Origin of the sequence: Bacillus sp. AY18-3 (assembly GCF_008042305.1) — a bacterium.
In the GTDB taxonomy this organism is placed as follows: domain Bacteria; phylum Bacillota; class Bacilli; order Bacillales; family Bacillaceae_G; genus Bacillus_A; species Bacillus_A wiedmannii.
Window position 1 is genome coordinate 22,348 of the sequence record NZ_QKQR01000009.1, and the last position, 25,483, is coordinate 47,830.

At 38.2% G+C, this 25,483-nt stretch carries 32 protein-coding genes; 29 read left to right on the forward strand and 3 right to left on the reverse strand.

Annotated features, from left to right (window positions below; translation table 11 throughout):
- The first annotated feature begins 41 nt into the window (after positions 1 to 41).
- Positions 42 to 1,649 carry a CTP synthase gene (gene pyrG / locus DM800_RS08920; protein ID WP_000170450.1) on the forward strand — a complete coding sequence of 536 codons (1,608 nt, stop codon included), beginning with the start codon at positions 42 to 44 and terminating at the stop codon, positions 1,647 to 1,649.
- Positions 1,650 to 1,679: 30 nt separating this feature from the next.
- Here pyrG and DM800_RS08925 read toward each other — a convergent pair whose 3' ends face one another.
- Positions 1,680 to 2,204, reverse strand: a complete 525-nt coding sequence (locus DM800_RS08925; protein WP_000912405.1) for a DUF2529 domain-containing protein — start codon at positions 2,202 to 2,204, stop codon at positions 1,680 to 1,682.
- Between the two features lie 202 nt (positions 2,205 to 2,406).
- Here DM800_RS08925 and spo0F point away from each other — a divergent pair, with 202 nt between their 5' ends.
- The 15 genes from spo0F to DM800_RS08995 all read left to right on the forward strand — a co-directional run bounded on the left by spo0F (position 2,407) and on the right by DM800_RS08995 (position 15,478).
- A complete protein-coding gene (gene spo0F, locus DM800_RS08930; protein ID WP_000398593.1) occupies positions 2,407 to 2,775 on the forward strand; it encodes a sporulation initiation phosphotransferase Spo0F in 369 nt (122 codons plus the stop codon).
- Between the two features lie 211 nt (positions 2,776 to 2,986).
- Complete coding sequence (locus DM800_RS08935) at positions 2,987 to 3,844, forward strand: class II fructose-bisphosphate aldolase (RefSeq protein ID WP_001131858.1); 858 nt, start codon at positions 2,987 to 2,989, stop codon at positions 3,842 to 3,844.
- A 332-nt stretch (positions 3,845 to 4,176) separates the two neighbouring features.
- A complete protein-coding gene (gene murA, locus DM800_RS08940; protein WP_000413258.1) occupies positions 4,177 to 5,466 on the forward strand; it encodes a UDP-N-acetylglucosamine 1-carboxyvinyltransferase in 1,290 nt (429 codons plus the stop codon).
- Positions 5,467 to 5,582: 116 nt separating this feature from the next.
- Entirely contained in the window at positions 5,583 to 6,548 is a 966-nt protein-coding gene (gene glpX, locus DM800_RS08945; protein WP_000442336.1) for a class II fructose-bisphosphatase, read from the forward strand.
- Positions 6,549 to 6,942: 394 nt separating this feature from the next.
- Positions 6,943 to 8,214, forward strand: coding sequence for a transcription termination factor Rho (rho, locus tag DM800_RS08950; RefSeq protein ID WP_001053898.1), 1,272 nt, complete (start codon positions 6,943 to 6,945; stop codon positions 8,212 to 8,214).
- Positions 8,215 to 8,535: 321 nt separating this feature from the next.
- On the forward strand, positions 8,536 to 8,781 hold the full coding sequence (locus DM800_RS08955) for a type B 50S ribosomal protein L31 (RefSeq protein WP_000643447.1): 246 nt from the start codon (positions 8,536 to 8,538) through the stop codon (positions 8,779 to 8,781).
- Between the two features lie 110 nt (positions 8,782 to 8,891).
- Complete coding sequence (locus DM800_RS08960; RefSeq protein WP_000281084.1) at positions 8,892 to 9,476, forward strand: thymidine kinase; 585 nt, start codon at positions 8,892 to 8,894, stop codon at positions 9,474 to 9,476.
- A gap of 313 nt (positions 9,477 to 9,789) precedes the next feature.
- Positions 9,790 to 10,857: a peptide chain release factor 1 gene (prfA, locus tag DM800_RS08965; RefSeq protein ID WP_002096180.1), complete on the forward strand. Its 1,068-nt coding sequence runs from the start codon at positions 9,790 to 9,792 to the stop codon at positions 10,855 to 10,857.
- Complete coding sequence (gene prmC, locus DM800_RS08970) at positions 10,857 to 11,708, forward strand: peptide chain release factor N(5)-glutamine methyltransferase (RefSeq protein WP_147786742.1); 852 nt, start codon at positions 10,857 to 10,859, stop codon at positions 11,706 to 11,708. The genes prfA and prmC overlap by 1 nt, the downstream gene beginning before the upstream one ends.
- A 112-nt stretch (positions 11,709 to 11,820) precedes the next feature.
- Complete coding sequence (gene spoIIR, locus DM800_RS08975; RefSeq protein ID WP_137011807.1) at positions 11,821 to 12,684, forward strand: stage II sporulation protein R; 864 nt, start codon at positions 11,821 to 11,823, stop codon at positions 12,682 to 12,684.
- 49 nt (positions 12,685 to 12,733) lie between these two features.
- Positions 12,734 to 13,192 (forward strand): GNAT family N-acetyltransferase, encoded by a 459-nt coding sequence (locus tag DM800_RS08980; RefSeq protein WP_147786743.1) that lies wholly within the window; start codon positions 12,734 to 12,736, stop codon positions 13,190 to 13,192.
- 108 nt (positions 13,193 to 13,300) lie between these two features.
- The gene (locus DM800_RS08985) at positions 13,301 to 14,344 is read left to right on the forward strand and encodes an L-threonylcarbamoyladenylate synthase (protein ID WP_147786744.1); all 1,044 of its coding nucleotides are present in this window, start codon (positions 13,301 to 13,303) and stop codon (positions 14,342 to 14,344) included.
- A 74-nt stretch (positions 14,345 to 14,418) separates the two neighbouring features.
- The gene (locus DM800_RS08990) at positions 14,419 to 14,967 is read left to right on the forward strand and encodes a manganese efflux pump MntP (RefSeq protein WP_048542694.1); all 549 of its coding nucleotides are present in this window, start codon (positions 14,419 to 14,421) and stop codon (positions 14,965 to 14,967) included.
- A gap of 19 nt (positions 14,968 to 14,986) precedes the next feature.
- On the forward strand, positions 14,987 to 15,118 hold the full coding sequence (locus DM800_RS29585; RefSeq protein WP_001037624.1) for a hypothetical protein: 132 nt from the start codon (positions 14,987 to 14,989) through the stop codon (positions 15,116 to 15,118).
- 81 nt (positions 15,119 to 15,199) lie between these two features.
- Positions 15,200 to 15,478 (forward strand): DUF3935 domain-containing protein, encoded by a 279-nt coding sequence (locus tag DM800_RS08995; protein ID WP_048542692.1) that lies wholly within the window; start codon positions 15,200 to 15,202, stop codon positions 15,476 to 15,478.
- Between the two features lie 390 nt (positions 15,479 to 15,868).
- Here the strand turns inward: DM800_RS08995 and DM800_RS09005 are convergent, their stop codons facing one another.
- Both DM800_RS09005 and DM800_RS09010 read right to left on the reverse strand, forming a co-directional pair.
- Complete coding sequence (locus DM800_RS09005; protein ID WP_073517195.1) at positions 15,869 to 16,480, reverse strand: flavin reductase family protein; 612 nt, start codon at positions 16,478 to 16,480, stop codon at positions 15,869 to 15,871.
- A 159-nt stretch (positions 16,481 to 16,639) separates the two neighbouring features.
- On the reverse strand, positions 16,640 to 17,026 hold the full coding sequence (locus DM800_RS09010) for a DoxX family protein (RefSeq protein ID WP_087985979.1): 387 nt from the start codon (positions 17,024 to 17,026) through the stop codon (positions 16,640 to 16,642).
- Positions 17,027 to 17,413: 387 nt separating this feature from the next.
- Here DM800_RS09010 and DM800_RS09015 point away from each other — a divergent pair, with 387 nt between their 5' ends.
- From DM800_RS09015 to atpH, 13 genes are all read left to right on the forward strand, one after another.
- Positions 17,414 to 17,911, forward strand: a complete 498-nt coding sequence (locus tag DM800_RS09015) for a PTS sugar transporter subunit IIA (RefSeq protein ID WP_087985978.1) — start codon at positions 17,414 to 17,416, stop codon at positions 17,909 to 17,911.
- 247 nt (positions 17,912 to 18,158) lie between these two features.
- Positions 18,159 to 18,599, forward strand: a complete 441-nt coding sequence (locus DM800_RS09020; RefSeq protein WP_048542685.1) for a low molecular weight protein arginine phosphatase — start codon at positions 18,159 to 18,161, stop codon at positions 18,597 to 18,599.
- A gap of 96 nt (positions 18,600 to 18,695) precedes the next feature.
- Complete coding sequence (gene rpiB / locus DM800_RS09025) at positions 18,696 to 19,139, forward strand: ribose 5-phosphate isomerase B (RefSeq protein ID WP_000869917.1); 444 nt, start codon at positions 18,696 to 18,698, stop codon at positions 19,137 to 19,139.
- A gap of 21 nt (positions 19,140 to 19,160) precedes the next feature.
- Positions 19,161 to 19,778 (forward strand): TIGR01440 family protein, encoded by a 618-nt coding sequence (locus DM800_RS09030; RefSeq protein WP_095205689.1) that lies wholly within the window; start codon positions 19,161 to 19,163, stop codon positions 19,776 to 19,778.
- Positions 19,779 to 20,031: 253 nt separating this feature from the next.
- Positions 20,032 to 21,273, forward strand: coding sequence for a serine hydroxymethyltransferase (gene glyA, locus DM800_RS09035; RefSeq protein ID WP_000349796.1), 1,242 nt, complete (start codon positions 20,032 to 20,034; stop codon positions 21,271 to 21,273).
- A gap of 271 nt (positions 21,274 to 21,544) precedes the next feature.
- Positions 21,545 to 22,174, forward strand: a complete 630-nt coding sequence (gene upp / locus DM800_RS09040; RefSeq protein ID WP_000517539.1) for a uracil phosphoribosyltransferase — start codon at positions 21,545 to 21,547, stop codon at positions 22,172 to 22,174.
- A gap of 372 nt (positions 22,175 to 22,546) precedes the next feature.
- Positions 22,547 to 22,660 (forward strand): DUF4024 domain-containing protein, encoded by a 114-nt coding sequence (locus tag DM800_RS09045; RefSeq protein WP_048542683.1) that lies wholly within the window; start codon positions 22,547 to 22,549, stop codon positions 22,658 to 22,660.
- Between the two features lie 26 nt (positions 22,661 to 22,686).
- Positions 22,687 to 22,911: an AtpZ/AtpI family protein gene (locus tag DM800_RS09050; RefSeq protein ID WP_001171220.1), complete on the forward strand. Its 225-nt coding sequence runs from the start codon at positions 22,687 to 22,689 to the stop codon at positions 22,909 to 22,911.
- Complete coding sequence (locus DM800_RS09055; protein ID WP_000567600.1) at positions 22,911 to 23,303, forward strand: ATP synthase subunit I; 393 nt, start codon at positions 22,911 to 22,913, stop codon at positions 23,301 to 23,303. The genes DM800_RS09050 and DM800_RS09055 overlap by 1 nt, the downstream gene beginning before the upstream one ends.
- A 7-nt stretch (positions 23,304 to 23,310) precedes the next feature.
- On the forward strand, positions 23,311 to 24,030 hold the full coding sequence (gene atpB / locus DM800_RS09060) for a F0F1 ATP synthase subunit A (protein WP_000399874.1): 720 nt from the start codon (positions 23,311 to 23,313) through the stop codon (positions 24,028 to 24,030).
- 56 nt (positions 24,031 to 24,086) lie between these two features.
- Complete coding sequence (atpE, locus tag DM800_RS09065) at positions 24,087 to 24,305, forward strand: F0F1 ATP synthase subunit C (protein ID WP_000052064.1); 219 nt, start codon at positions 24,087 to 24,089, stop codon at positions 24,303 to 24,305.
- A gap of 129 nt (positions 24,306 to 24,434) precedes the next feature.
- Positions 24,435 to 24,941 carry a F0F1 ATP synthase subunit B gene (gene atpF / locus DM800_RS09070; RefSeq protein WP_001142625.1) on the forward strand — a complete coding sequence of 169 codons (507 nt, stop codon included), beginning with the start codon at positions 24,435 to 24,437 and terminating at the stop codon, positions 24,939 to 24,941.
- A complete protein-coding gene (gene atpH, locus DM800_RS09075; RefSeq protein ID WP_000064683.1) occupies positions 24,938 to 25,480 on the forward strand; it encodes a F0F1 ATP synthase subunit delta in 543 nt (180 codons plus the stop codon). The genes atpF and atpH overlap by 4 nt, the downstream gene beginning before the upstream one ends.
- Positions 25,481 to 25,483 lie beyond the last annotated feature (3 nt).

Genomic DNA, 25,483 nt, shown 5'->3' on the forward strand with positions numbered 1-25,483 from the left:
AACGGTGATTATATAACAGCAAAATAGGAGGGAGCTTTTTCATGACTAAGTATATTTTTGTAACAGGCGGTGTAGTATCGTCTTTAGGAAAAGGTATTACAGCAGCATCTCTTGGAAGACTTTTAAAAAATCGTGGTTTAAACGTAACGATTCAAAAGTTTGATCCATACATTAACGTAGACCCAGGGACTATGAGCCCATACCAACACGGTGAGGTATTCGTAACAGATGATGGTGCAGAAACTGATTTAGACCTTGGTCACTATGAGCGTTTCATTGACATCAACTTAAACAAATACAGCAACGTAACAACAGGTAAAATTTACTCTTCAGTTCTTCAAAAAGAGCGTCGTGGTGAATACCTGGGAGGAACAGTTCAGGTTATTCCTCACATTACTAACGAAATTAAAGAGCGTGTATACCGTTCTGGTCGCGAAACAAACGCGGACGTTGTTATTACAGAAATTGGTGGAACTGTTGGTGACATCGAGTCTCTACCATTCTTAGAAGCAATCCGTCAAATTAAGAGCGACATCGGTCGTGACAATGTAATGTACATTCACTGTACGTTAATCCCGTACTTAAAAGCAGCGGGTGAAATGAAAACAAAACCAACGCAACATAGCGTTAAAGAGCTTCGCAGCTTAGGTATTCAACCAAATATTATCGTTGTTCGTACAGAATTGCCTGTTTCTCAAGATATGAAAGACAAGCTTGCATTATTCTGTGACATTGATACAAAAGCAGTTATCGAAGCACGCGATGCAGATACTTTATATGCGGTTCCATTATCTCTTCAAGAACAAAATATGGACCAAATCGTTTGCGATCACTTAAAATTAGACAATCCAGCTGCAGATATGACAGAGTGGACTGCGCTAGTTAATAAAGTACGTAACCTTTCTAAGAAAACAAAAATTGCTCTTGTTGGTAAATACGTAGAGCTTCAAGATGCATATATTTCTGTTGTAGAAGCACTTCGTCATGCGGGTTATTCATTCGACACAGATGTAGAAGTGAAATGGGTAAACGCTGAGCACGTAACACCAGAGAACGTACAAGAATTAGTTGGTGACACAGATGGTATCCTTGTACCTGGTGGATTCGGCGATCGTGGTGTAGAAGGTAAAATCGTTGCAATTCAATATGCTCGTGAAAACAAAGTTCCATTCTTAGGAATTTGCCTAGGTATGCAACTTGCATCAATCGAATTCGCACGTAACGTATTAGGGTTAGAAGGAGCTAACTCTTCTGAAATTAATCCTGACACACCTTATGCAATCATTGACTTATTACCAGAACAAAAAGATGTAGAAGACTTAGGTGGCACACTTCGTCTTGGTCTATACCCATGTAAGCTTGCTGAAGAAACAAATGCTTACAATGCTTACAACGAGCCGGTTGTATATGAGCGTCATCGTCATCGTTATGAGTTCAACAATCAATTCCGTCCGGATATGGAAAAAGCAGGATTTGTATTCTCTGGTACAAGCCCAGACGGTCGTCTAGTTGAAATCATTGAATTAAAAGACCACCCTTGGTTCGTGGCAGCACAGTTCCATCCAGAACTTGTATCTCGTCCAAACCGTCCACAACCATTGTTCCATGACTTCGTAAGTGCTTCTATTACGAATAAAGAGAGCAAGTAATAAAAAAAGCGCCTGAAATAGGGCGCTTTTTTAATATTCATTTAACATTTCATCGATTGTAAATTTGATCCCATGATATGCAAATAAAGCTATCATTAAACTTGGGAATCCGTAGCGATTGCCTTCATCGTCTGGAATAAGGCCTTTTAACAACTTAGTATCAATATGTACATCTGTATATTGTTCTAGTGATTCAGTACCTTCTTGAATAGCAGAGATGCCGACGATAGAGTGTCCATCAGCTTGAAGTTTTTTTGCCATTGCTACAACTTCTTCATCTGTTGAAAAACGGCTAATAAGAAGTACACGGTCTGCAGAAGTTACTTCTACTTCTTTACCATTTTCAAATAATCGTTTTGCTTGCTTCATTGGCTCAGCACCGAATAATGCTTCAGCGACAACGCCCTCCATTTCATTTGTACCATGTAAATAAATGAAACCGTCGCCAACTAATGCTTGAGCAAGTAGACGGGCGCTATCTTCTATATTCATTTCTTCTTTTTGAGAAACTCTGGAGAAATAACCACTTAATTGAGTTGAAAAAATTTTTAACATAATGTTACTCCCTTTCGTACGTGTTTACCGGCTTTCATTATAGTTTATTTTTTTAGAAAGGTGAAATCGAAGGGTAGCATAACAAAATAGGAAACGGTAAAATAAGAAAGAATAGGAAGGAATTTGCCAAAGAATAGCGAAAATTAATCGTTAAGATATAAGAAGCTTTAAATCTTGTATTTACACAGAAAGGTTGGGAGTTATGGAAGGTAAAATTTTAATCGTTGATGATCAATATGGCATTCGTGTGTTATTACATGAAGTGTTCCAAAAAGAAGGTTATCAGACATTCCAAGCAGCGAATGGATTTCAAGCTTTAGATATCGTGAAAAAAGATAATCCAGATTTAGTAGTGTTAGATATGAAAATTCCAGGTATGGATGGTATAGAGATTTTAAAACATGTAAAGGAAATTGATGAGAGTATTAAAGTAATTTTAATGACTGCTTACGGAGAGCTTGATATGATCCAAGAAGCGAAAGATTTAGGAGCTTTAATGCACTTTGCTAAACCGTTTGATATTGATGAGATTCGTCAAGCGGTGAGAGAACAGCTTGCTGTAGAGGCGTAAAAAATGAATTTTTTATAAAAAATATGGAAAAAAGCGTTTACATGGACTATTGAGCAGGTGAATACGGTTGAGTTTTTGAGTACAAGTTGTTATCCTATTGAGTGTAGAAAAAAGTCCGGTATGTAAATATACATATTTTACCTTATTCTGGTCATACTACCAGCGATAAGAACTTATCGGATACAAAAAACGTTTTTTAGGAGGATTCACCATGCCTTTAGTTTCTATGAAAGAAATGCTAAACACAGCACTAGAAGGAAAATACGCAGTTGGTCAATTCAACATGAACAACTTAGAGTGGACTCAAGCTATCTTAGCTGCTGCGGAAGAAGAAAAGTCTCCTGTAATCCTAGGTGTATCTGAGGGTGCAGCTCGTCATATGACTGGTTTCAAAACAGTTGTAGCTATGGTTAAAGCTTTAATCGAAGAAATGAACATCACTGTTCCTGTAGCGATTCACCTTGACCATGGTTCAAGCTTCGAAAAATGTAAAGAAGCAATCGATGCAGGTTTCACATCTGTAATGATCGACGCTTCTCACCACCCATTCGAAGAAAACGTTGAAACTACTAAAAAAGTAGTAGAATACGCACACGCTCGTAACGTATCTGTTGAAGCTGAGCTTGGAACAGTTGGCGGACAAGAAGACGACATCATCGCTGAAGGCGTAATTTACGCTGATCCAGCAGAGTGTAAGCACCTTGTTGAAGCAACAGGTATCGATTGCCTAGCTCCAGCTTTAGGTTCTGTACACGGTCCTTACAAAGGTGAGCCTAACTTAGGATTCGCTGAAATGGAACAAGTTCGTGACTTCACTGGCGTACCTTTAGTATTACACGGTGGTACTGGTATCCCAACTGCTGATATCGTAAAAGCTATTTCTTTAGGTACTTCAAAAATTAACGTAAACACTGAGAACCAAATTGAGTTTACAAAAGCTGTTCGTGAAGCATTAAGCAAAGACCAAGAAGTTTACGATCCTCGTAAATATATTGGACCTGGCCGCGACGCTATTAAAGCAACTGTTGCTGGTAAAATGCGTGAATTCGGTTCTAACGGTAAAGCGTAAGAATAAAATTCCGTTTTGGAAACCGTCTAGTCTTTTAGACGGTTTCCTTTCGTTGTATAATGAAAGCGTGAACAAGTCGAAAGATTTTTATCATTTTGTTTTTGAAATAGAAAATAATGTGCATAGTCCTATTAATAAATGTGATAATGTATCTAAATTGATAATGTAAATTCGATGAATAGTTAATCTTTATCTATTCGTACTACGGGAGAAATGAAGATAATGGTTTCCTATTTATTGAGTGTTAGGGTGGAAAGAGTGATTGAGATTCTTAAGGGGAGCTTTCTATAAGGATATAGAAAGTAAATACATTCACAAGAAGGGAGCTCAATATGGAAAAATTGCTAATTGAAGGCGGAAGAGCTTTAAATGGAACAATTCGAGTGAGTGGTGCAAAGAACAGCGCCGTTGCACTAATTCCAGCGACAATTTTAGCAGATACTCCAGTAACTATTGGTGGTGTCCCTAATATTTCGGACGTGAAAATGTTAGGAGACTTGCTAGAGGAGATTGGAGGAAGAGTAGCTTATGGACAGGAGGAAGAGATGATAGTCGATCCTTCTAACATGGTTGCAATGCCTTTACCGAATGGAAAAGTGAAAAAATTGCGTGCTTCTTATTATTTAATGGGTGCGATGCTTGGCCGTTTTAAAAAAGCTGTTATTGGGCTTCCAGGTGGATGTCATTTAGGACCGAGGCCTATTGATCAGCATATTAAAGGATTTGAAGCGTTAGGTGCACATGTTACGAATGAACAGGGTGCGATTTATTTAAGAGCAGATGAATTGCGCGGGGCACGTATTTATTTAGATGTTGTTAGTGTAGGAGCTACAATTAATATTATGCTAGCAGCTGTGCGAGCGAAAGGTAGAACTGTTATTGAAAACGCAGCGAAAGAACCAGAGATTATTGATGTAGCTACATTGTTAACAAGCATGGGTGCACGCATTAAAGGTGCGGGCACAGATGTAATCCGAATTGATGGTGTGGATTCACTGCACGGTTGTCACCATACGATCATTCCGGATCGTATTGAAGCGGGTACGTATATGATTTTAGGAGCTGCATCAGGAGGAGAAATAACGGTTGATAATGTGATTCCTCAGCATTTAGAGTCAGTTACAGCGAAGTTAAGAGAAGCTGGTGTCCAAGTTGAAACGAACGATGACCAAATTACAGTGAACGGTAATAGAAGGTTAAAAGTAGTTGATATAAAAACGCTTGTATATCCAGGATTCCCAACAGATTTACAACAACCATTTACAACGCTTTTAACAAAGGCGCACGGAACGGGTGTTGTAACGGATACGATTTACGGCGCACGCTTTAAACACATTGATGAATTACGTCGTATGAATGCACAAATTAAAGTGGAAGGTCGTTCGGCAATTGTAACTGGTCCTGTTTTATTGCAAGGTGCAAAAGTGAAAGCAAGTGATTTGCGAGCTGGAGCGGCTCTTGTTATTGCAGGGTTAATGGCGGATGGAATTACAGAAGTAACCGGACTTGAGCATATTGATCGAGGTTATGAAAATATAGTAGACAAGCTTAAAGGTCTTGGCGCAAATATTTGGCGAGAACAAATGACAAGCCAAGAAATTGAAGAGATGAAGAACGCATAAGTGATACTTCCGCAAGGGGGAAGCGAAGCATCACTACTTGCGGAAGTATACTTTGTAGAGAAACACGGTTCACAAAATACGGCAGAAATATAAAGACTTAAAGGAGAGGGATTATCGTGGAAAGAAGTTTATCTATGGAGTTAGTACGTGTAACAGAGGCTGCAGCATTATCATCAGCGCGTTGGATGGGGCGCGGGAAAAAGGATGAGGCAGACGGTGCAGCAACATCAGCTATGCGTGATGTATTTGATACAATCCCGATGAAAGGTACAGTTGTAATTGGTGAAGGCGAGATGGACGAAGCACCAATGCTGTATATCGGAGAGAAATTAGGTACAGGATATGGACCACGTGTAGACGTTGCGGTTGATCCTTTAGAAGGGACAAACATCGTAGCAGCTGGTGGATGGAATGCTCTTGCTGTTATTGCAATTGCAGATCATGGTAATTTGTTACATGCTCCTGACATGTACATGGATAAAATCGCGGTTGGCCCAGAAGCGGTTGGGGCGGTCGATATTGATGCGCCTATTATCGATAACTTACGTGCGGTTGCGAAAGCGAAAAATAAAGATATTGAAGATGTTGTAGCGACAGTTTTAAACCGTCCACGTCATCAAGCGATTATCGAAGAAATTCGTAAAGCTGGTGCTCGTATTAAATTAATTAACGATGGCGATGTGGCTGGAGCAATTAACACTGCATTTGATCGCACAGGTGTAGATATTTTATTCGGCTCTGGTGGAGCACCTGAGGGTGTATTAGCAGCAGTTGCATTAAAATGTTTAGGTGGAGAAATCCACGGAAAGCTTCTGCCTCAAAATGAAGCTGAATTAGCTCGTTGTAAAAAAATGGGTATTGAAGATATAAATCGTATCCTTCGCATGGAAGACTTAGTAAAAGGTGACGATGCAATCTTTGCGGCAACAGGCGTAACAGACGGAGAACTATTACGCGGCGTTCAATTTAAAGGTAGCGTAGGAACAACACAATCCCTTGTTATGCGTGCAAAATCAGGCACAGTACGCTTCGTAGACGGACGTCATAGCTTGAATAAAAAACCAAACTTGGTTATTAAATAAAAAGTGCAAGCGGCTCGTTCAGAATCGCAGGGCATTGGAACTCTCGACCTTGAAGCGCTTTTTGCTTCGAGCGAGAGAGTGAAATGACCGGAGATTCTAGCCGCTGGAACTGGATTGAGTAAAAGGCGTAAGCAGCTCGTTCAGAATCGCAGGGCATTGTAGCTCCTGACCATACTAGCTACTGGAACTAGGTTAAATAAAAGCGAAGACAAATTTTCTTGTCTTCGCTTCTTGTATTTGTGTTTCAACGTATTGATTAAAACTAGATAAAAGGGTTACAATAGTGAATATTACCCTACTTGAACTTATTGCCTTTCATTATTAATTATTTGCCTTCCGTATTTTTTCCCTTTACCCATGTGAAAAGAGAATAACGTTAAAGTGTGGTGTCTGAATGAATTTGTCAATTGCAGCATTAGAAAACATGAAATTAAAAGAGTTATACGAGCTTGCGAAAGAATTTAAGATTTCGTATTATAGCAAATTAACGAAAAAAGAGTTAATCTTCGCTATCCTAAAAGCTCGAGCAGAAAAAGAAGGTTTCTTCTTCATGGAAGGCGTATTAGAAATTATTCAATCAGAAGGATTTGGATTCCTACGTCCTATCAACTATTCTCCAAGCTCAGAAGATATTTATATCTCAGCTTCGCAAATTCGTCGTTTCGATTTACGTAATGGAGACAAGGTTTCTGGTAAAGTACGACCTCCGAAAGAAAATGAACGCTATTTTGGATTATTACAAGTTGAAGCTGTAAACGGAGATGATCCAGAGTCAGCAAAAGAGCGTGTGCATTTCCCTGCATTAACACCATTATACCCAGATCGCCAAATGAAATTGGAAACGGAACCGAAAAAGTTACCGACACGCATCATGGATTTAATCGCACCAGTTGGATTTGGACAACGTGGTTTAATTGTCGCGCCTCCAAAGGCTGGTAAAACAAGTCTATTAAAAGAAATCGCACACAGTGTTACAACAAATCACCCGGAAGCTGAATTAATTGTACTTTTAATTGATGAGCGTCCAGAGGAAGTAACAGACATTGAACGTTCTGTTAAAGGAGATGTTGTAAGTTCTACTTTTGATGAAGTGCCAGAAAATCATATTAAAGTAGCGGAACTTGTGTTAGAACGTGCAATGCGTCTTGTAGAGCACAAAAAAGATGTTATCATTTTAATGGATAGTATTACCCGTTTAGCGCGAGCTTACAACCTTGTTATTCCGCCAAGTGGTAGAACATTATCGGGTGGTATCGACCCAGCTGCCTTCCATAGACCGAAGCGTTTCTTTGGAGCTGCACGTAATATTGAAGAAGGCGGTAGCTTAACGATTTTAGCAACAGCGCTTGTTGATACAGGATCTCGTATGGACGATGTAATTTACGAAGAATTTAAAGGAACTGGAAATATGGAACTTCACTTAGATCGTTCATTAGCTGAGCGTCGTATCTTCCCGGCAATTGATATTCGCCGTTCTGGTACACGTAAAGAAGATCTATTAATTCCGAAAGAACATTTAGACAAGCTATGGGGTATTCGTAAAACAATGCGTGATACACCAGACTTTGTCGAAGGTTTCTTACGTAAACTTCGTCAAACAAAGACAAATGAAGAATTTTTACAAAACATTGTTGCAGACTCAAAAAGATATGTAACAACTAAGTAAAGGGAAAAGATTGGGACTCGCTTATTTTGTGGTAAGCGAGTTTTTTATGTTTTTTAAGGGAATATTAGAGAGAGTAATATATGGGAAAAATTTTATTTTTTGAGATAAAAATTATATTTGGGTCGAGAGTTTGAAGTGTCCCGGATTCTGAACGAGCCGGTTGCGCTTTTAAATTTTAAAAAGACAAAAACAGGTAGTTGCAAAATGGAGTTAGCCTTGTTATAATTTCATCATATGTGTTTCATCAATATAGTTGTGCAAGCAGCTGAAGATGAAAAACTCTGTTTCGAAAATGATTCAGGGCGGAAGGAGATGAAAAGAATGAAAGCAGGAATCCATCCAAATTACAATAAAGTTGTATTTATGGACACGAACACAGGCTTCAAATTCTTAAGCGGGTCTACTAAAGGCTCTAGCGAAACTGTTGAGTGGGAAGATGGTAACACTTATCCATTACTAAAAATTGAGATCAGTTCTGATTCTCACCCATTCTACACTGGACGTCAGAAGTTTGCTACTGCAGACGGACGTGTTGACCGCTTCAATAAGAAATACGGTATCAAGTAATAAAGAACATAAAACAGGCAAGTGTATGTATTCGCTTGTCTGTTTTTTTTGCAAAAATATTAAACCTTTACCCTACTTTGGATTAGGAAAGTAGATGAAAGGAGAGCTCAATGTACTTAATGAATCAAAATGGTTGGATTGAAGTGATTTGCGGGAGTATGTTTTCTGGAAAATCAGAAGAGCTCATCCGCCGTATACGACGTACGCAATTTGCGAAACAACATGCGATTGTATTTAAACCATGTATTGATAATCGTTATAGTGAAGAAGATGTTGTATCACATAATGGATTAAAGGTTAAAGCAGTTCCTGTTTCAGCTTCAAAAGATATATTTAACCATGTAGCAGAAGAAATGGATGTTATTGCAATCGATGAGGTACAATTTTTTGATGGGGACATTGTGGAAGTGGTGCAAGTATTGGCAAATCGTGGCTATCGTGTCATTGTAGCTGGATTAGACCAAGATTTCCGTGGTCTACCATTTGGACAAGTTCCTCAGCTGATGGCGATTGCTGAACATGTAACTAAGTTGCAGGCAGTGTGTTCTGCATGCGGATCTCCTGCAAGTCGTACGCAACGTTTAATCGATGGAGAACCAGCGGCATTTGATGATCCAATTATTTTAGTTGGGGCTTCAGAATCGTATGAACCACGTTGTCGTCATTGTCATGCAGTACCTACAAAACAAAGATAAATGAAACTCGCTATGTAGAGCGGGTTTTTTTCGAAAATAGATGAAGATTGGTGGCCAGCTCTTCGTACAGCTAAGAACTTTAGCAGTCAGAGCTGAGCAAGCCGCTTGCGCTTTTAAATATTATCTAGCTCCAGCGGCTAGAATCTCCGGCCATTTCACTCTCTCGCTCGAAGCAAAGAGCGCTTCAAGGTCGAGAGTTCCAATGTCCTGCGATTCTGAGCAAGCCGCTTACGCTTTTAAATATAATTTGCGTTTTTTTGATTAAGTACCATATACTATTTGTATTAGATACTAGGATGTAGAGGTGAATGGTGTGTTAGATCGTTTGCAGGCTGTAGAAGATCGTTATGAGAAGTTAAATGAATTGTTAAGTGATCCAGAGGTTATTAGCGATACGAATAAGCTTCGTGAGTATTCAAAGGAACAATCTGATATGCAGGAAACGGTAGAGGTGTACCGTGAGTATAAAGATGTTCGTGAGCAATTAAGAGATGCAAAAGCAATGTTAGAAGATAAGTTAGACGCTGATATGCGTGACATGGTAAAAGAAGAGGTTTCTGAATTAGAAGGGCAAGATAAAGAATTGTCAGAGCGTCTGAAAATTTTACTTGTTCCAAAAGACCCTAATGATGATAAAAACGTTATCGTTGAGGTTCGTGGTGCTGCTGGTGGTGACGAGGCCGCTTTATTTGCTGGTGATTTATATCGTATGTATAGCCGTTATGCTGAGGTACAAGGTTGGAAAACTGAAATTATCGAAGCGAGCTATACAGAGTTAGGTGGATATAAAGAGATTATCTTTATGATTAACGGTAAAGGTGCGTTCGCGAAGCTGAAATTCGAGAATGGTGCTCACCGTGTACAACGTGTTCCTGAAACGGAATCTGGTGGACGTATTCATACATCTACAGCAACTGTAGCTGTATTACCAGAGGCAGAAGAAGTGGAAATTAGTATTCATGAAAAAGATGTTCGTGTTGATACGTTTGCTTCTAGTGGTCCTGGTGGACAAAGTGTTAATACAACGATGTCAGCGGTACGTTTAACGCATTTACCGACTGGTGTAGTTGTATCGTGTCAGGATGAGAAATCACAAATCAAGAATAAAGAAAAAGCGATGAAAGTATTACGCGCACGTGTTTATGATAAGTTTAGACAAGAAGCGCAAGCTGAGTATGATCAAAACCGTAAACAAGCTGTTGGTACGGGTGATCGTTCAGAGCGTATTCGTACGTATAATTTCCCGCAAAACCGCGTTACAGACCATCGAATCGGTTTAACGATTCAAAAGCTAGATCAAATCTTACAAGGTAAGTTAGATGATTTCATCAATGCCTTAGTGATGGAAGATCAGGCTCAAAAGATGGAGGCAGCTGAGTAATGCGTGTCTATGAAGCCCTGAAATGGGCTTCTTCTTTTTTACAGGAAAATGGACGAGATGAAAATGCGGGAGAACTTGTCCTTTGTCATGTATTAAAGACGAACAGAACCGGAATGCTCATGAATATGCGTGAAGAAATAACTGTGGAACAAGAAACGAGTTTTACGGAGTTTATTCACAAGCATGTAGAAGGTATTCCTATTCAATATATGATTGGTTATGAAACGTTTTATGGACGGTCGTTCTTTGTGAATGAAGAAGTATTAATACCCAGACCGGAAACAGAAGAGCTTATAGTGGGAGTGTTAGAAAGAATCGAGCGTCATTTTGGCGATGAGAAACTACATATGGCGGACATTGGTACAGGTAGTGGAGCGATTTCTATTACGCTTGCTTTAGAAAATAAAAATCTTCATGTGTATACAGTAGATATTGCACAAGAGTCGATTGAAGTTGCAAAAGAAAATGCAAAAACTTTAGGCGCAGAAGTAACGTTCTATCATGGTGATTTATTGTCACCATTTTATAAAACAGGTCAAAAGTTAGATGTTGTTGTTTCAAACCCTCCATATATACCGGAAGAGGATTGGCGTGGCCTTTCTCCTGTGGTGAAAGAGCATGAGCCAAAGAGAGCACTTGTTGGCGGTGAAGACGGATTAGATTTCTATCGCCGTTTTATGGAAGAGTTGCCGAATGTGTTGCAGAAGAAAGCAATTGTGGCATTTGAAATTGGAGTAGGGCAAGGTGAGGATGTAAAAGGGTTGTTACAACAAGCTTTTCCACATGCTCATGTTGAGGTTGTTTTTGATATTAATGGAAAAGATCGTATGGTATTTGCAGAGATGGAGTAAGGTTCACACCTTACTCTATTTTTTTGTGGGAAAATTTATATAGATTTTGAATTTAATAGTTTAGAAAGATGAAAGTCTGTCCACACTGTTTGTAGAAGGGACGGTGGAGGAAATGAAAAAACAAGTTATTGCTTATCTTCTTCTATTATTAATTGGTGCACAGTTGCTTGTGCAGTTTGGATATATGAAAGCTGATGCGAAAGGGCCTTCAGTTATTCCGAAAGAGGCCGTTCGATTACGGATTTTAGCAAATAGTGATTCAGATAAAGATCAGGCTTTAAAGCGCAAAGTGCGTGATGAAGTAAAAGCACAAATTGATGGATGGGTAGCAGATTTAACTTCATTTGAAGAGGCACGTAAAGTCATTCAAAGTCATATTCCAGAAATCGAAAAAACAGTGGCAAATACGTTGAAAAAAGAAGGAAGTAAAGATTCATTTCAAGTGAAATTTAGTAAGAATGTAAAGTTCCCTACAAAGGTATATGGTAATTTTATTTATCCAGCAGGGGAATATGAGGCGGTATTGATTACAATTGGGGAAGGTGAAGGGGCAAACTGGTGGTGTGTATTATTTCCACCGATGTGTTTCTTAGATTTTTCAAGTGGTACAGCTGTAAGGAAGGAAGAACATGTTGTGAAGGCTGAATCTCCTGAAGAGGGGGAAGTTAAGGAGCAAGATGAGGAAGTAGTGGATGTACCAGAGAAGAAAGAGGATAAGGTGAATGAAAAGAAGGTTGTAAAGCAGGAAGTCGCAAAAAAAGTAACAGCTTCTGAAAAGAAAATAGTAAAAAATGAAACGAAAGTAGAAGAACAACCTGTAAGTAAAGAAGAAACAAAAACTGTGGAAAAAGTGGAGAAACCTGTGGAACAAAAGCAAGAAAAACAAAATGAGTATGTAAAAGTAGAGGAGGAAGAAGAAAAGCCAGAAGTTAAGTTATTTATTGTAGAAGCTTTTACATCTTTATTCTCTAAATAGTACTATTAGTAGGTCCCTTCTCATATATAACAAAGAGGAGGGATTTACTATGAAGAAAGTATATTTTGCTACGAAAGCAGATGTGGAAAAATTGCATTCTTTTTTCGGACAAGCTAATAAAAAAGATGATAAAATAAATGAGTTGTACGCGCAATTTATGATTTTGGAAGAGGCGGAAGAAATACGGGCTGTCATCGGATATGAACAAAGTGAAGAACACGCACTGATTCGTTCTTGTTTATTCACACCTAATGTGGATAAACAGACTTTCTTATATTTTTTTGAAATGTTTTTGCAGTATATGAACGAAAAAAATATTCGACAATTGTACTTACTAACAAATCATCCACAATCTATAACAATCTTTCAGTTTTTTGACTTTGTTACTATAGAGAAAGAAAACGTACCAGAGGGAATTCGACAGTTAGAACACTTTTGTAAAAATATAAAAGAGCCAAATGCAATAATACTAAATTGTCAGCTATTCACAAAGTTATCCACGGATTAATTAGGTTTATCCACATTTTGTGGATAAACCTTGTGTGTCTTTTGGATAAATCTCATAGTAAACTAAAAATAGACAAGTATTTCAGGGTAGAAAAGGACGTGGGAAAAAATGCATACAAATATGTGGGTTGTGGATAATGTTGTGGAAAGAAAAAAATATTATCCACAGTTACAAGAAGCAGCAAAATTATTAAGGGAAAATGAGGCGATTGCCTTCCCTACAGAAACGGTATATGGACTAGGTGCAAACGCGATGAATGATGAAGCAATCGCGAAAATTTTTGAAGCGAAAGGAAGACCGAGTGATAATCCACTTATTGTCCACATCGGTACAAAATCACAGTTAGATGGGATTGTGAAAGAAATCCCGCCAGTTGCAGAGAAGTTAATGGAGCATTTTTGGCCAGGCCCGTTAACAATTATTTTACCTAGAACAGAAGGGATTTCAGAGAAGGTGACGGCAGGACTTAATACGGTTGGAGTAAGAATGCCTGATCATCCAGTAGCGCTTGCTCTTATTGAAGAGGCAAATGTGCCTGTTGCAGCACCGAGTGCGAATCGCTCTGGGCGCCCAAGTCCGACACTAGCTTCTCACGTATATGAAGATTTAAATGAGAAAATTGCAGGTATTGTAGATGGTGGTGCGACGGGAGTAGGTGTTGAATCGACTGTAATTGATTGTACGAGCGAGGTTCCAACGATATTACGCCCAGGTGGGATTACGAAAGAACAATTAGAAGCGGTAATCGGTACTGTTTCTTTAGATCCGGCTTTAAAGGACGAGAAGGAAAAACCGAAATCACCTGGAATGAAATATACACATTATGCACCGAAAGCGCCGCTTAGTATTGTTGAGGGCTCACGTGAATTTATTCAGCTTATTGTGGATAAGAAAAAGGAAGAAGGATTTAAAGTAGGTGTATTAACGACGGAAGAATATCAGCATGTATATAGCGCGGATGTTGTATTATCTTGTGGTGTTCGAAGCGATTTAGCTAGCGTTGCGACTAAATTATATGATGTACTTAGAACGTTTGATGCAAGTGAAGTGGATGTTATTTTTAGTGAATCATTCCCGAATGAAGGAATAGGGAATGCCATTATGAATCGCTTAACGAAAGCGGCAGGCCATCAGGTTATTACTGAATCGTAAGGTACGATTAGCAAACCGAATATTTCTCCTCGGATAAGCATATTTTGAAGTAGCACGTCCGAGGAGGGACATGAATGACGTTTGAACAGCTAATACCTTTAATAATTATGGCATTCGCTTTAGGGATGGATGCGTTCTCGGTGAGTCTTGGTATGGGGATGATGACCTTAAAGTTAAGACAAATCCTGTATATCGGTATGACTATAGGGATATTTCATATTATCATGCCATTTATAGGGATGGTATTAGGTCGTTTTTTATCAGAACAGTATGGAGACATTGCACATTTTGCAGGTGCTATTTTATTAATTGGACTAGGATTCTATATTGTGTATTCATCTATTTTGGAGAATGAAGAGACTAGAACGGCCCCTATTGGAATTAGTTTATTCGTATTTGCATTTGGCGTTAGTATAGATAGTTTTTCAGTAGGCCTTAGTCTTGGTATTTACGGGGCGCAGACAATTATTACGATATTACTTTTTGGATTTGTTAGTATGTTATTAGCGTGGATTGGTTTATTAATTGGTAGACATGCAAAAGATATGCTCGGCACATATGGCGAGATAGTAGGTGGTATCATTCTCGTTGGATTTGGATTATATCTCCTTTTTCCTATATAATTTTAAATAGGAGAGAGTTATGAATAAATTATTGGAATGGTATATTCGATTTTTAACTTTTTTCCCTAGGTGGTTAAGACGGCTTGTTATTTGGGGTATTATTTTGCAAATTTCAATTTTAGGTTGGATGAAGTTAATTCGCGAATGGTAAGATAGCTCCTTTCTGTGCATAGTTTTATTTATACTATACTGATTGCGCTAAAAAATTATAGATATAGAAAGGATGAGATGAATGACGAGATTGAAGCAAGTTTTTGGTATTATTATTAGTTTTTTTGTTTTTTGGTTTAGTATGCTCGGTGTACAAATGTTTGCTGAGTTTTTAGATATTGAGTCATTGAAGTTTGTTGCGGGAAAAACGGAGGCAGCGCGTGCCTTTTATTCTCCGTATCCGTTTATAATCGTTTTTCTTATTACATTGCTTTCCCTATATTTCTTAGTAATTAAGCTTGGGAAACCGAAAAAAGAGAAAGTATCTACTTTAGAGGAAAAAAAGGAAGAATTACAATGATAAAATCCCTTGCTAAATAGCAGGGGATTTTATGTTTGAGTGATGGAAGTAATTGAGTTACATTCGCTCTCTCGCTCGAAGCAAAAAGCGCTTCAAGGTCGAGAGCTCCAATGCCCTGCGATTCTGAACGAGCCGCCTCCGCTTTTAGATATATCCGGTTCCAGCGACTAGCTCTTCGCATCTAAGAACCTCCCGCACGAAAGGTAAAAAGCACCTTTTGTGCGAGAGAACCTTAGCTGGTCAGAGCTGAACGAGTCGCTTCCACTTTTAAATATATCCAGCTCCAGCGGCCAGCTCTTCGCATCTAAGAACCTCCCGCACGAAAGGTAAAAAGCACCTTTTGTGCGAGAGAACCTTAGCCGGTCAGAGCTAAGCGGGCCACTTCCACTTTTAGATAGGCCTTACCAATTCAAATTGTTCTCCTAGTTTTGCGTAGTTGTGTCCTGCTAGACGGCTTACTGGTTTTAGTCCTTCTGCATGAATGCGGCCGTTTTCGTATAGGTGTTCTGCGACGTGGAAACGAACGACGCGTCCGATTAGTAGATCGCAAGCTGGTGAGTCTTCTGTTCCGCCAAGAGGGATTGCGCGTTCTAGTACGCACTCCATTCGAATATTTGCTTCTTTTACACCTGGAACGGAGATAACATCACTTTCAATTGGTGTTAGTTTTGCTAGTTCAATTTCGCTTTCATTTGGCGGGAGGTTAGCCGCTGTTTCGTTAATTGCTTCTACGTAAGATTCATCAGAAATATGTACGACAAACTCACCCTTTTCGATTGCGTTTCGAGAAGTATCTTTCGGTGTTCCTGCTTTTCGTTGTACAGAAACTGAGATAAGTGGTGGATTAGCAGCGACAATATTGAAATAGCTATACGGTGCTCCGTTTAATACGCCGTCTTTTGTTACAGAAGTAACGAATGCGACAGGGCGTGGAATGATACTTCCCGTTAATAATTTGTAATTCTCTTTTTCCGTTTGTTCATTTGGATTAATGGATAACATGCGTAAAATCCCCTTTCTAAATATGACGACTTATTGTTTGTTTACAAGATGTTAGTGGAAAACTCCTGCTGAAAATAATATTTTTATTACATAAAAAGAACTTACTTCATTGTGATTGAAGTAAGTTCCGTCTAAATAATCTCGAATTCAAGATAAAAATTATAATAAAACGTATGCCCCAGGTCCGATTAAAGCTACTCCGACAGCAACAGCGATTAACATTAAATTGTATTCATATCCGTTTTGTGTTACCCAGTAACCATTTTTTCCGTGAACAGTGAAGATTGCCATTAACATTGTTCCAACGATAAATAATGAACCAATTGCAGTGAAAATACCTGATGCGAATAAGAAGCCACCTAATAATTCAGTTGCGCCAGCCATAAATGCCATGAATACACCAGGACGTAAACCGATTGACTCCATCCAGCCGCCTGTTCCTTTTAAACCGTAACCGCCGAACCAACCAAATAGTTTTTGAGCACCATGACCCATGAATGTAATACCTATAATAAGACGAATAATAAGAAGACCGATATCCATCATTTCAAAAAACCTCCTAAAAGTTATTAACTTATCTTATGTAAGTAATGATAAAATAGTTACTTACTTTAGTCAAGTGGATTTCGAAAAAAGTTTGAAAATAATTTTACAAATTAGCGACAAAAAGCAAAATGTAGTAAAGACCTCTAGACAAGTTGGGTAAAAAAAGAGAAAATATAAGTAGAAGTTAACTTCTTATTGTTATTCAGACAATCAGAATTGACTGGAATTTTGCAAAGAGCTACAATAAGAGTCTATTAGTAATGACGTAATTTATTTCGAAAGCGTTTTTACAGTATAATATTCGAAGTATGAAGTCTTACATGTATCCCGAGTTTTACTAGGGATTGCCCTATAAACTTTTAGGTAAATTATGAGGAGGACTATCCTATGTTTAAAAAATTATTCGGTTTTGGTTCAAAAACAAATGAAGAAACAATCGTAGCTCCATTAACTGGAGCAGTGAAAAATATTGAAGAAGTACCAGATCCAGTATTCGCTGGTCGTATGATGGGTGAAGGTGTTGCAATCGATCCTACTGAAGGTCTAGTTGTATCTCCAGTTGATGGTGAAATCGTACAATTATTCCACACAAAACATGCTGTAGGAATTAAAGCGAAAAACGGTACAGAAATTTTAATCCACGTTGGATTAGAAACTGTAAAAATGGAAGGCGAAGGTTTCGAAGCTCACGTTTCTGAAGGCCAAGCTGTAAAAGCTGGAGATAAATTAATCTCATTCGACTTAGAATTAATCCGTGAAAAAGCGAAAAGTACAATTACTCCAATCGTTATTACAAACACAGATGCAGCTGAGTCTATTAAAACAACTGTAGGCGTAACAGCTACAAAAGGTTCAACAGAAGTAATGAAAGTTACAATGAAATAATTATTGTATAAGAGGAATCCGTTTCATATGAAATGGATTCCTTCTTTTGTTTTGTAGTACGCTTGCTATGTATGTTAAAATACTCTAGGCACTTGGAAATAGGGTTTCACATATATGTGGATAAGGCGCATTTTTCTTAGAAAAAATATAAGAGAAATGCGCCTTTCGTATATTCACATTTCTTTTGTTCTATTCTTATGTACGTTATGATGAAAGATAGGAAAAAGAAGAAAAGGGGTGGGTTTGGATGGAACGAGTGTTATTTATTTGCACTGGAAATACATGCCGTAGCCCGATGGCTGAGGCGTTACTTCGTCATCATGGAGAAGGGAAGTTTGAAGTGCAATCTGCTGGTGTTTTCGCCTATCCTGGAAGTGATGCGTCGATATATGCAAAGGAAGCTTTAGCTGAAAAGGGAATTACAATCGATCATGCTTCGCAACAGATAAATGAAGCTTTGATTGATTGGGCAGATATTGTAGTAACAATGACGGAAAACCATAAGCAAATTGTACTTGGGCATTATCCGAGTGTTGAAAAGAAAGTGGATACATTATATGGAGTAACTGAGGGGATAAGTAAGGATATTTCAGATCCATTTGGCGGTTCACTTTCTATTTATAAAGAAACGTTAGAAGAGATGGAAAAACTTGTACAAACTTTACTGAAAAAACATTCAGAAGGTTGATGTTTCGTGTATAATACGATATTGGAGATTACTTCGTTCCGTTAAGGTAACGAGTGAGAAATGAAGATAATTGATTGAAACTTTGGAGGGGTAAAAATGAAAGTAGTAGTAGCATCTGATCACGGCGGTATGAATATCCGTAAAGAACTTGTAAGTTTATTAGAAGAGTTAAATATTGAATATATTGATTTAGGTTGTGAATGTGAAGCTGGTTCTGTTGATTACCCTGATTTTGCGTTTCCAGCAGCGGAAATGGTAGCGAATGGCGAGGTAGATCGTGGTATTTTAGTTTGTGGGACAGGCATCGGTATGTCAATTGCAGCAAACAAAGTAAATGGTATTCGTTGTGCATTAGTTCATGATACTTTCAGTGCGAAAGCAACGAGAGAGCATAATGATACGAACATGTTAGCAATGGGCGAGCGTGTAATTGGTGCAGGTCTAGCACGTGACATCGCAAAAATTTGGTTAACAACTGACTATGAAGGTGGTCGTCACGAAAACCGCGTAGGGAAAATTAAAACATACGAAACAAAGTAATAGATTCTAACTAGAAGTAGTATGAAATATAATTTGGTGAACCAACCTGTGAAAGGAAGAGGCGTAATGACAGAAATCGTAAAGGTAAGAGAACAGTTACAAATTTCGCTTGCTGATTTCCAAGAACAAGCTTCATTACAAAGTGGACAAATTTTTGTAGTGGGGTGTAGCACGAGCGAAGTGCTAGGAGAAAGAATTGGGACATCAGGAACGATGGAAGTAGCAGAGGCGATTTTTTCTGAGTTAAAACAATTTCAAGAACAAACAGGTATTGAGTTGGCGTTTCAATGTTGCGAGCATTTAAACCGTGCTTTAGTAGTTGAGAGAGAGTTGGCGATGAAATATCAATTTGAAATTGTAACAGTTACGCCTGTTAGATCAGCAGGTGGTGCATTAGCAACATATGCGTATCACAATTTGAAAGATCCGGTAGTAATTGAGTTTATTAAAGCAGATGCAGGAATGGATATTGGTGATACATTTATTGGTATGCATTTAAAGCATGTAGCTGTTCCGGTTCGTACAGGTGTGAAGGAAATTGGAAGTGCGCATGTAACGATGGCAACGACACGTGGAAAACTAATTGGTGGAGCACGTGCTGTTTATGCGGCGAAGGAAGAGACTATAACTTGCCGTTAGACATGAAAAATTATAAAGTCGCATAATAGCTTTATATCGAAAGATAAAAGGTATGTAGTCTGACTTTATAATAGAAGAAAGAAAAGACCGATTTTCGGTCTTTTTTTTCTTTTATGATATAGAAAGTCATGTTAGAATGTAGTTGAAAACATGAAGGTTCGAAAGAATTACAACCTGAATTTTCGTTTTTTCTGAATAAATGAGAAAAAACTATTGGGAATCGATGTAATTCGTTCAGAAAAGGGGGATTTTGGTGGATCATTTAAAACGTCAAGATGAAAAGGTATTTGCTGCAATTGAGGCAGAACTAGGAAGACAGCGTTCAAAGATTGAGTTAATTGCTTCGGAAAACTTCGTAAGTGAAGCAGTAATGGAGGCGCAAGGTTCTGTTTTAACGAATAAGTATGCTGAGGGATATCCTGGAAAACGTTACTATGGTGGCTGTGAGCACGTAGACGTAGTGGAAGATATCGCACGTGACCGCGCGAAAGAAATTTTTGGTGCAGAGCATGTAAATGTTCAACCACATTCTGGTGCACAAGCGAACATGGCAGTATACTTTACGATTTTAGAGCAAGGCGATACAGTACTTGGTATGAATTTATCTCATGGCGGTCACTTAACACACGGAAGCCCTGTTAACTTCAGTGGAGTACAATATAATTTCGTAGAATATGGCGTGGATGCTGAATCTCACCGTATTAATTACGATGATGTATTAGCAAAAGCGAAAGAACATAAACCAAAATTAATCGTTGCAGGTGCAAGTGCATATCCTCGTGTTATCGATTTCAAACGATTCCGTGAGATTGCAGATGAAGTGGGTGCATACTTTATGGTTGATATGGCACATATCGCTGGTTTAGTAGCTGCTGGTTTACATCCAAACCCAGTACCACACGCGCATTTCGTTACAACGACAACACATAAAACATTACGTGGTCCACGTGGTGGTATGATTTTATGTGAAGAGCAATTTGCAAAACAAATTGATAAATCAATCTTCCCTGGTATTCAAGGTGGTCCACTTATGCACGTAATCGCTGCAAAAGCTGTTGCATTTGGTGAGACACTACAAGATGATTTTAAAACATATGCACAAAATATCATTAATAATGCGAATCGCTTAGCTGAAGGTCTTCAAAAAGAAGGACTTACACTTGTTTCTGGTGGAACAGACAATCATTTAATCCTGATTGATGTTCGTAACTTAGAAATCACAGGTAAAGTAGCAGAGCACGTGTTAGATGAAGTTGGTATTACAGTGAACAAAAATACAATTCCATTTGAAACAGCAAGCCCATTTGTAACAAGCGGTGTACGTATCGGTACGGCAGCTGTAACATCTCGTGGTTTCGGTTTAGAAGAAATGGATGAAATTGCGTCACTTATTGCTTACACATTAAAAAATCATGAAAATGAAGCTGCATTAGAAGAAGCAAGTAAGCGTGTAGAAGCGTTAACGAGCAAATTCCCAATGTACACAGACCTATAATAGATTAAAGAAGACTGCTGAGACGTAATTGTTTTGGCAGTTTTTTTTTGGACATATATTGTTCTTTAAGTATGTATACAAATGATGAATAAATTTTGGCGATATAATGAAGGATACAGCTCCCATAATTGGTAAAGATACTAGATAGATTCATCGTAAAATCATGATTTTGCCAAATTTGCCCTTGAATATTAGTAGCGTTTTCTTTACAATCGTAAATAGTGTAAAAAAGCGTGCAAACGCATGAATATCATCTAAAGGAGAGATTCACATGGGAAAACTGTATGTATTTGATCACCCGTTAATTCAACATAAGATTACATATATTCGCGATAAGAATACAGGTACGAAAGATTTTCGTGAATTAGTGGACGAAGTAGCAAGTTTAATGGCTTTCGAAATTACTCGCGATCTTCCACTTAAAGACATTGAAATTGAAACACCTGTAAGCAAAGCGACAACAAAAGTGATCGCTGGTAAAAAGCTTGGTTTAATTCCGATTTTACGTGCAGGTTTAGGAATGGTTGATGGAATTCTGAAATTAATTCCAGCAGCAAAAGTAGGACACGTTGGTTTATACCGTGACCCTAAAACATTACAACCGGTAGAATACTATGTGAAACTTCCAACGGATGTAGAAGAACGTGACTTTATCGTACTAGATCCGATGCTAGCAACAGGTGGTTCTGCAGCTGAAGCAATTAACTCTCTGAAAAAGCGCGGTGCAAAACAAATTAAATTAATGTGTATCGTTGCAGCTCCAGAAGGAGTAAAAGTAGTACAAGAAGAACATCCTGATGTTGATATTTATGTAGCAGCATTAGATGAGAAATTAAATGATCACGGATATGTAGTACCAGGTCTTGGTGATGCTGGTGACCGTTTATTCGGAACGAAGTAAGACAACTGACGAGAGGGGATTTCCCACTCGTTTTTTTGTACTATGATGAGGTAGGGGAGGGGGGATAAATATACATAGTATATACAACATAAGTTGAATACACACCACATATAATATAGAAGTCTTACGTCTAAAGAGCACTATATTATGGAAGGAAAGCGTTATATCGTAAAAATATAATAGTGACAAACTTGTGAACATTTCCTTCTATTATAATGAGAAAACTGCTAGAAATTGCATATCTCTAACCAGTATTTAGAAGGGGAACGTTTTCATTTTTGGGAGGAAATGACTAATACTCAAATTTTTTGATTTTTTACGATTTCTCGTTGACACTGTTAATACCCTATTGTATGCTAACAACGGGGATAGATGGTAGGGCTTTCAGTGACAAAAATACATCTATTCCGTGACGAAAATGTAAACTTTTTAATTTGTATAGGATTTATGCAAAAAAATGAGTTATTATTAACACATCGTGAATGAGGGTTACATATTGGAGGGATGAATCCTTGCAAAAAAACGATCGCAGCCATATAAAAGCTTATGCTTTAATGTCAGGTATTCTTGCTCAGTTAGTCGGTTCTATTCTTATTGGAATCTTTGGTGGGCAGTGGATTGATAGTAAGGTTGGAACGTTTCCGTTGTTTCTTATTATAGGGTTATTACTCGGATTAGGAACAGGGATATACGCAATGATTCGACTCATTCGACATTACTATTCGGGAGAGCAATGATGATAGACGTACATGGACTTGTCCAAAGACAAAAGAAATATATGTACTACTTGCTTGCGCTTCTAGTGCTAGGATGGGGATTCACCTCTTACAAGGATGTATTTCTTGGACTGATTATCGGAACGATTTTCAGTTTTCTTAGTTTGCGCATCATTGCACGTAGAACAGACAAGCTGTTGGATCGCGTAACAAATGGAGAAAACGTGAAGTTTAAGGCGACAGCGGTAAGTACATATTCGAGATTCGCCACGATTGGATTATTAATTTTATTTGCAGCCAAATATCAAGAGTTAATTGCGATGTGGGGCCTAGGTGTAGGATTGCTGACAGGATACCTTGTCATGATCATAGATTTTCTTTATTTAGAGTATAAGAGCAGGGAAGAGAGGTGAATTACTAGTGGAACACGGTAAATTAGTTGAATTTCTAGGTTTAACGTTCGATTTGTCATCAGTTATGATGGTTACTGTAGCAGCAGTTATTGTTTTCTTAATCGCTGTTATCGGAACTCGCAGTTTAGCCCTTCGCCCAACCGGGATGCAAAACTTCATGGAATGGGTGTTTGACTTCGTGAAAGGGATTATCAATAGTACGATGGATTGGAAAACAGGTGGACGTTTCTTAACGCTTGGCGTTACGCTTATCATGTTTATCATCGTATCGAACTTCCTTGGTTTACCATTCATGTATTCAACAGTTGAGGCTGGCGAACATATTGCATGGTGGAGATCACCAACGTCTGATCCAGCAGTTGCATTAACATTAGCCGTGATGGTAGTTACCCTCACCCATTATTATGGAATTAAGATGAAGGGTACGAAAGAATACGTAAAAGGTTATTTCCAACCTATGAAATTCTTATTCCCATTAAAGGTTATTGAGGAGTTTGCTAACACATTAACGTTAGGTCTTCGTTTATTCGGTAACATTTATGCAGGTGAGATCTTATTAGGGTTACTTGCTAAGTTAGGCGGGGCATCATTCCTTGGAGCATTAGGTGCGCTTGTACCAATGTTAGCATGGATGGGATTCAGTGTATTCGTTGGATCAATCCAGTCATTTATTTTCGTTATGTTAACGATGGTTTATATGGCTCATAAAGTAAGCCATGACCATTAATATAATTTAAGTAAGAAAAAATTTATTTTTTTATAATACAAAGGAGGACAAATTAAATGAGTTTAGGTGTAATCGCAGCTGCAATTGCAATTGGTTTATCAGCATTAGGTGCAGGTATTGGTAACGGTCTTATCGTATCACGTACAATCGAAGGTGTTGCTCGTCAACCAGAATTAAAAGGCGCGCTTCAAACAATTATGTTCATCGGGGTTGCTTTAGTTGAGGCACTTCCAATCATCGGTGTAGTTATTGCATTCATCGTAATGAACAAATAAGGGAGACTCCCCTTACATAGATGGCGAAGAGTGTTTTTCCGAACTTTCTTCGCCATTGCTTTATGAACGAAACGTATGTCTTTTTTTTTCATATGATCAATTTAGATATTTTGAAGGGAGTGAATCCTTGTGCCAACTTTATTATTAGGGGCTTCCATTCCATTTGGAACGATTGCTTATACATTGTTCATTTTCTTACTTCTATTAGTAATGCTACGCAAATTCGCGTGGGGCCCTTTAATGGGAATTATGAAAGAACGTGAAGAGCATGTTACTAATGAAATCGACGCTGCAGAAAGAAGTAATGCTGAAGCGAAGAAATTAGTAGAAGAACAACGTGAAATGTTAAAACAATCGCGTGTTGAAGCACAAGAGTTAATCGAAAGAGCGAAAAAACAAGCTGTAGATCAAAAAGATGTTATTGTTGCTGCTGCGAAAGAAGAAGCAGAATCAATTAAAGCATCTGCTGTACAAGAAATTCAACGCGAAAAAGAGCAAGCGATTGCTGCTTTACAAGAACAAGTCGCTTCTTTATCTGTTCAAATTGCTTCTAAAGTAATTGAAAAAGAGTTAAAAGAAGAAGATCAAGTTAAGTTAATTCGCGATTATATTAAAGAAGTAGGAGAAGCGCGATGAGCAATGGGATTGTAGCAAAACGTTATGCTGTCGCTCTTTTTAAAATTGCAAAAGAAAAACACGTATTAGAAATGTTTGAAGAGGAATTACGCCTTGTACAAAACGTTTATGTAAAGAACGGAGAACTACATAGCTTTTTAACGCAACCGAACATTTCAAAAGAGCAGAAGAAAACGTTCCTTGCGAACGTATTCGGATCTGTTTCTGAATCTATTTTAAATACGTTATATATTTTAATTGATAACAAACGCATTGATATCTTACCTGAAATTGCAGATGAATATGTTGTTCTTGCTAATGAAGAACGTAACGTAGCCGACGCAACTGTATATTCTACTCGTCTTCTATCAGAAGAAGAGAAGCTTAACATTGCAGAAGCATTTGCAAAGAGAACGGGAAAAGATGCAATTCGCGTAAAAAATGTTGTAGATGAAGATTTACTAGGCGGCATTAAAGTACGTATTGGAAATCGCATTTACGACGGAAGCTTACAAGGAAAATTAGCACGTATTCAGCGTGAATTAATGAAGAATAGATAGGGG